1 protein-coding gene is annotated in these 1,200 nt (G+C 68.9%); it reads left to right on the top strand.

What is annotated here, in order from left to right; all coding sequences use genetic code 11:
* Positions 1-1,200, top strand: a 1,200-nt coding sequence (locus tag X803_RS21115) for a beta-galactosidase (RefSeq protein WP_162149230.1), incomplete at both ends; no start/stop codon positions are given.

The raw sequence follows: 1,200 nt of genomic DNA, 5'->3' as shown, positions 1-1,200 counted from the left end.
TCGCCCGCCGCTACGGATCCCACCCCGCCCTGCGCCTCTGGCACGTGTCCAACGAGCTCGGCTGCCACAATGCGCTCTGCTACTGCGATACCTCGGCGGACGCTTTCCGCCGCTGGCTGCAGGACCGCTACCCCACCCTGGATGCCCTCAACGCCGCCTGGGGCACCGCCTTCTGGAGCCAGCGGTACTCGGCCTGGGAACAGATCCTCCCCCCGCGCACCCCGCACGCCACACCGAACCCCACCCAGGTTCTCGACTTCCGACGCTTCAGTTCAGACGAACTCCTCGGGTACTACCGCGCGGAAACCGCTGTGCTGCGTGCACACAGCAGCCTTCCGGTCACCACCAACTTCATGGTCACCGCCCACATCCGCACCCAGAACTACTGGCAGTGGGCGCCGGAAATGGACGTCATCGCCAATGACCACTACCCGGATCACCGCCTCGCCGACCCGGTACAGGAGATCGCGTTCGCCGCGGACCTCACCCGCGGCCTCGCCCGGAACCGCCCCTGGCTCCTGATGGAACATGCCACCAGCGCCGTCAACTGGCAACCCCGCAACATCGCCAAGGCACCCGGTGAGCTGCTGCGCAATTCCCTCGCACACCTGGCCCGCGGCGCGGACGGGCTGTGCTTCTTCCAGTGGCGCGCCTCGCTGCAGGGAAGCGAGAAGTTCCACTCCGCCATGCTCCCCCACGCCGGCACCGACTCGAAGATCTGGCGTGAAGTCACCGAACTCGGGGACGCCCTGGGCCGGCTCCGCGAGGTGGCCGGCAGCACGGTCACCGCCCGCGCCGCCGTCGTCTTCAGCTGGGAAGCCTGGTGGGCCTGCGACGGTGATTCCCACCCCTCCTCGGACCTCCGCTACCTGGATCAGGTGCACGCCCTCTATGGTGCACTGTGGGATGCCGGCATCACCGCCGATTTCCTGCCGCCGGACGGCGACTTCTCCACCTACGACCTGGTGCTGGTGCCAGCGCTCTACCTCGTCACGGACGACGACGCCGCACGGCTCACCGACTACGTGCGCCAGGGCGGCACCGCGGTCATCTCCTTCTTCAGCGGCATCGTCGATGAGAATGAGCGGGTCCGCCCGGGCGGCTACCCCGGCGCGTTCCGCGACCTGCTCGGCGTCCGGGTCGAGGAATTCCACCCGCTGGCCGCCGGCCGGCAGCTGGCGCTGTCCAACGGAACGCCGG

The sequence above is a fragment of the Arthrobacter sp. 35/47 genome, assembly GCF_000520475.1.
GTDB lineage: Bacteria > Actinomycetota > Actinomycetes > Actinomycetales > Micrococcaceae > Arthrobacter_D > Arthrobacter_D subterraneus.
The sequence above is the reverse complement of the archived record's forward strand: the minus strand, read 5'-3'. Positions and strand labels throughout refer to the sequence as shown.